A 4886-nucleotide genomic window follows, 5' to 3' on the forward strand; every position below is an offset into this window, starting at 1 on the left:
TCCACGTGGTAGGACTTCGCCATGCCGGACTGGAAGGTCTGGCCCTCCACCACCGGAAAGTCGATGGGGTACTTCGCGCGGAAGAGGCGGAGCTTGTCGGCAGAGTCGTCCGTGTCGATGCCGAGCAGCAGGAGCCGGTCCGGATGGCGACGCGCCAGGTCATCCAGGGAACCGGCCTCCTGCTGGCACGGTCCACACCAACTGGCAAAGAAGCTGAGCAGAACATAGCGGCCCGCCGCGTCTCGCAGAGAGTGGCTGCGGCCGGCCTCGTCGGTCAGCGTGAAGTCCGGAGCCAGCCAGGCCGCGGCATCGTCGGCATGGGCTGCAATGGGAGTATCGTCCTTGCCGGGACGGAGCGGGCCGAGGACGAGCTCCTCCTTCCTCCCACCGCGCTCCAGGGCGACGTTGAGGCGATGGTCATTGGCGGAGAGCACCAGTTCCTTGAGTTGGAAAGGGGCGATGCGCGCGGCCTCGACCCCATTCAGCCGCTGCAACACATCCCCGGGGAGCAGGGTGAGGTGGGCGGTGCCGAGGGAGTGCACGCTGACCACGCGCCAGCCGGCGCTCTCCCACTCCAATTCCACGAGTCCCGTATTGACCCGAGGGTACGTCTCTGCCGCCAGCGGCAGCGCCAGCAGAAACAGGACGAGCAGCTTCTTGCCAGGGCGCATCCCCCGAATAGACGCGCTAGCCGGCGGATGGTTACCGGAACCCGAAGGTCTCACTTCGCGAGCTTCCGGTAGTGGCAGCCCAGGCAGGTGAGCTGGAGCTGGCCGGCCGCCGGGTGGTTGGCCAGGACGAACTTGGCGCGTGTGGCATAGGGAGACGGCTCCAACTCCGCCACGATCCGCTTGAGATACAGGTCGGCCTTGGCCTGGTCGCCCGCCCGGTACCAACCGTCGGCCAGCCCGGCCAGCAATTCGCCGCGAGCGTGGACCGGGCGTTGAGCAAAGTGCTCGTCCAGGCGCAGGGCTTCCTCGTAGTCGGCCAAGCCCTGCCTGAGGGCGGCCTGCGCGCGCTCGGGCGAGGGAATGTTGCGCGAGGCCTGCAGCATCACCGACCCGCGCGGGATCAGGGTGACTATGGAATGGTCCGCCGCGACCGCCTGCTCCATCTCCTGCTGGCCGCGCCGGCGCAGATCGGCCCCCTTGGCGGGATCGCCTTCGCGGAAGGCCCTCCCGCTGAGCACGTCCAGACCGGCGCCGTGCCAGACCAGGGCCTCGGCATCGTTGGGATCCTGCTTCAGCCGCTCCTCGCACAGCTTCATGGCGCGGTCAAAGGCCTCCCGGTCACCGGCCATGCCGGAGAAGAAATCGTCCCGCACCTGGTTGTCGAAGCGTTCGCCCGTCTTGCCCGGCGTGCCGGCGGGCCCCTGGCCCGGCAGGCCTTGCCGGAGCAACAGTACCAGGCCCAGGACCATCAGCATGGTTCCGCTCGCCACCTTTGTGCGGTGAGTGAATCCCATGGTCATCCCTCCCCACGTTCCAGTTGGACGAAGCAACCGCCGATCGGTTAGCCGCCCGGCATGGTTTCAGGGTCCTGTGATAGATTTCTAGTTTGGTCTATGAAAGACGTCGCAGCCTGGGCATTGGACACCGCGAAAACACGTGGGGCCACTTACGCCGACGCGCGCCTGGTGGACGAGCGCGCGCGCTCGCTGGCCACCAAGAACGGCAAGGTGGGCCACGCCTCCGACGGCGCTTCCCAGGGCCTGGGCGTGCGCGTCCTCGTGGATGGCGCCTGGGGCTTCGCCTCGACCGACGCCCTCGACCGCCAGGGCGTGGAAGCCGCGGCCGCGCGCGCCGTGGCCATCGCCCGCGCCTCCGCCCAGGTCAAGCAGCACGACGTCCGCCTGGCGCCGGAGAAGCCCGCCGTCGCCGACTGGACCACGCCCTACAAGGTCGATCCTTTCACCACCTCGGTGGAGGACAACCTGGGCCTGCTGCTGAAAGTGGATGCGGAACTGCGCGCCGTGACTGGAGTCACCCTAGCTGAGGCCAACCTCAACTTCCGCCGCTACGAGCAATGGTTCTACTCCTCCGAGGGCGCCGATATCCACCAGGTGAAGTTCATCACCGGGGCGGGCTTCGCCGCCTATGCCTTCGCCGGTACCGAGATCCAGAAGCGCTCGTTCCCCAACTCCTTCGGCGGGCAGTACCAGAACAAGGGCTACGAACTGATCGAGGAGCTGAGGCTGGTGGAGAACGCGCGCCGCATCGGAGAAGAGGCGGTGGCGCTGCACTCGGCCGCGCAGTGTCCCGAGGGGCGCTTCACCATCATCCTGGACTCCTCGCAACTGGGATTACAGATCCACGAATCCATCGGCCATCCCATCGAGCTGGACCGCGTGCTGGGTATGGAGGCCAACTTTGCCGGCACGTCGTTCCTCACGCTCGACAAGCTGCGCACGCTGCGCTACGGCAGCGAGCTGGTCAACGTAGTGGCCGACGCCACCCTGGCGCACGGCCCCGGCCTGGGCACCTTCGCCTACGACGACGAGGGCGTCCCCGCGCAGTGCACCCCCATCATCACCCGGGGGCAGTTCACCGGCTATTTGTCGTCGCGGGAGACGGCGCACGCCATCGGCGAGCCGCGCTCGGGCGGGACCATGCGCGCCGAGGGCTGGAACCGCCTGCCCATCATCCGCATGACCAACATCAGCATCCTGCCGGGAGAGAAGCCGCTCACCCTGGAGCGGCTCATCGCGGATACGGACGAGGGTATCCTCTTCGAGACCAACCGTTCCTGGTCCATCGACGACAAGCGCTACAACTTCCAGTTCGGCACCGAGATCGGGTGGGAGATCAAGGGCGGCAAGCGCGGCCGCATGCTCAAGAACCCGTCTTACAGCGGCATCACCACCGAGTTCTGGAACTCCATGGACGCCATCTGCTCGCGCGACCAATGGACGCTGTGGGGCACGCCCAACTGCGGCAAGGGCCAGCCCATGCAGACCATCGGCACGGGCCACGGGGCCGCACCGGCGCGCTTCCGCAATGTGAAGGTGGGCTCGGCGTACAAGGGACATTGATGCTGACCAGAGAAAGAGCGGGCGAGATCTTCGAGCGGGTCAAGAAGCACTCCACCGCCGACGAAGTGGAAGCCATCATCTATGGCGGCCACAGTGCGCTGACCCGCTTCGCCAACAACACCATCCACCAGAACGTCGCGGAAGAAGGCTACGTGGTCTCAGTGCGCACGGTGTTCGGTGGACGCACCGCGCGCGCCACCACCAACAAGTTCGACGACGAGAGCCTGAAGCAGGTGGTGAAGGCCTCCGAGGCGCTGGCGCGCGTGCAGCAGCCCGATCCCGACCTGCTGCCCATGGCGGACGCGGCCGCGGCGGCAGGCGCTTCCGGCCCCCGCCGCCACTTCGAAGAAACGGCGGCCCTCACCCCCGAAGAGCGCGCTCGCGCCGTCGGCACCATCGTGGGCGTGGCCCAGAGCAACAAGCTCACCGCCGCCGGCATCTTCTCCTGCTCGGAGAGCTGCGAGGCCATCTTGAACTCGCGCGGTCTGGCCGCCTGGCACACCCAAACCTCCTCGGAGATCTCCGTGACCATGCTGGCCGCCGACTCCTCCGGCTGGCAGAAGGCCAACTCCCCCGACGTGCACAACCTGGACGCGGTGGCGCTGGCCGAGATCGCGGCCCGCAAGGCGCGCGAATCTGCCGGGCCGCAGGAGCTGGCTCCCGGCAAGTACACGGTGGTGCTGGAGCCGGCCGCCGTCCTCGACCTGGTGGGCTTCATGTTCTTCGACTTCGGCGGGCTGGCCGTGCTCGACCAGCGCTCCTTCCTCAACAACCGCTTGGGCACCAAGCTCTTCGGTGACAACATCACCGTCTGGGACGACGTCGCCCACCCCCTGCAATCGGGTGCGGCCTTCGATGGTGAGGGGGTGCGCCGGCAGCGCCTCCGCCTGGTGTACCGCGGCGTGATCGAGAACCTGGTCTATGCCCGCTCCAGCGCCGAGAGGATGAACAAGTCGCCGCTGGCCGCTACGGTGGGCGAGATCCAGCCCACCGGCCACGGCTTCCCCCTGCCCAACGAGATGGGCGAGGCCCCCATGAACATCGTCTTCGAGGGCGGCCCCGAGGCCTCGCACCAGACGGTGAGTCAGATGGTCGCCTCCACCGGGCGCGGGGTCCTGGTCACCCGCCTGTGGTACATCCGCGAGGTCGATCCGTACGAGAAGATCCTCACCGGCATGACCCGCGACGGCACCTTCCTCATCGAGAACGGCAAGCTGCGCCACGGCCTGCGCAACTTCCGCTTCAACCAGAGCCTGATCGAGATGCTCTCCAAGGTAGAGGCCATGGGCACGCCGGTGCGGGCCAGCGGAGAAGAGTCCTTCGACATGGTGGTGCCGCCCATGAAGGTGCGCGACTTCAACTTCACCGAGGTGACCCGGTTCTGAGCGGTGTCGGGCACGGCGGCCAGGCCGGGAAGGACGCAACTCCTCCCCAAGTCAGTCACCAATTTACCCTTTAGTAACTTCCCCCGAGTGACCATCCGGTATAAGCTGGCCCCAGAATGGTGCGGGGAGCCCAGTTCGCCGAGATGCGCAGCGCGGTCCGCTTTCCCCTGCATCTGCCCATGGCCGTGACTACGGAGGCCAGGCCTCTGCCTGCCGAGACCCGGGACATCTCCTCGGGAGGCGTGCTCTTCCAGGTGGAGGGAGAACTGCCGGTGGGCTCGCCCATCCAGTTCAGCATTTCCATCCCCGCCGAGATCCTGGGGACCGGCACCTTGGTGCAGGTGAAGTGCGCCGGCCGGGTGGTGCGCTGCACGGCGGAGGGCGACCACCATGCCGTGGCCGCGGTGATCGACGAATATTATTTCGAGCGTCATTTGGGGGTTCCAAGAGTCCATGGCTAACGAATCCGG

Annotated in this window: 5 protein-coding genes; 3 read left to right on the plus strand and 2 right to left on the minus strand. The window is 67.1% G+C overall.

From position 1 onward, the window contains the following. A partial coding sequence (locus VEG08_15115; GenBank protein HXZ29323.1) for a TlpA disulfide reductase family protein occupies positions 1 to 671 on the minus strand: 671 nt, incomplete at its 3' end. 50 nt (positions 672 to 721) lie between these two features. After that, positions 722 to 1426, minus strand: a complete 705-nt coding sequence (locus VEG08_15120) for a hypothetical protein (protein HXZ29324.1) — start codon at positions 1424 to 1426, stop codon at positions 722 to 724. Between the two features lie 138 nt (positions 1427 to 1564). Here VEG08_15120 and VEG08_15125 point away from each other — a divergent pair, with 138 nt between their 5' ends. The 3 genes from VEG08_15125 to VEG08_15135 all read left to right on the plus strand — a co-directional run bounded on the left by VEG08_15125 (position 1565) and on the right by VEG08_15135 (position 4877). Further along, positions 1565 to 3031 (plus strand): TldD/PmbA family protein, encoded by a 1467-nt coding sequence (locus VEG08_15125; protein ID HXZ29325.1) that lies wholly within the window; start codon positions 1565 to 1567, stop codon positions 3029 to 3031. Then, positions 3031 to 4416 (plus strand): TldD/PmbA family protein, encoded by a 1386-nt coding sequence (locus VEG08_15130; GenBank protein ID HXZ29326.1) that lies wholly within the window; start codon positions 3031 to 3033, stop codon positions 4414 to 4416. Before VEG08_15125 ends, VEG08_15130 begins: the two co-directional genes overlap by 1 nt. Before the next feature lie 116 nt (positions 4417 to 4532). After that, complete coding sequence (locus VEG08_15135; protein ID HXZ29327.1) at positions 4533 to 4877, plus strand: PilZ domain-containing protein; 345 nt, start codon at positions 4533 to 4535, stop codon at positions 4875 to 4877. Positions 4878 to 4886 lie beyond the last annotated feature (9 nt).

The organism is Terriglobales bacterium, from assembly GCA_035624475.1.
Lineage (GTDB): Bacteria > Acidobacteriota > Terriglobia > Terriglobales > Acidobacteriaceae > DASPRL01.

What these genes read in the sequence shown, in the direction of transcription:
- VEG08_15120 (HXZ29324.1), bottom strand. Translation starts at nt 1,426, where the DNA reads ATGCTGATGGTCCTGGGCCTGGTACTGTTGCTCCGGCAAGGCCTGCCG.
- VEG08_15125 (HXZ29325.1), top strand. Translation starts at nt 1,565, where the DNA reads ATGAAAGACGTCGCAGCCTGGGCATTGGACACCGCGAAAACACGTGGG.
- VEG08_15130 (HXZ29326.1), top strand. Translation starts at nt 3,031, where the DNA reads ATGCTGACCAGAGAAAGAGCGGGCGAGATCTTCGAGCGGGTCAAGAAG.
- VEG08_15135 (HXZ29327.1), top strand. Translation starts at nt 4,533, where the DNA reads ATGGTGCGGGGAGCCCAGTTCGCCGAGATGCGCAGCGCGGTCCGCTTT.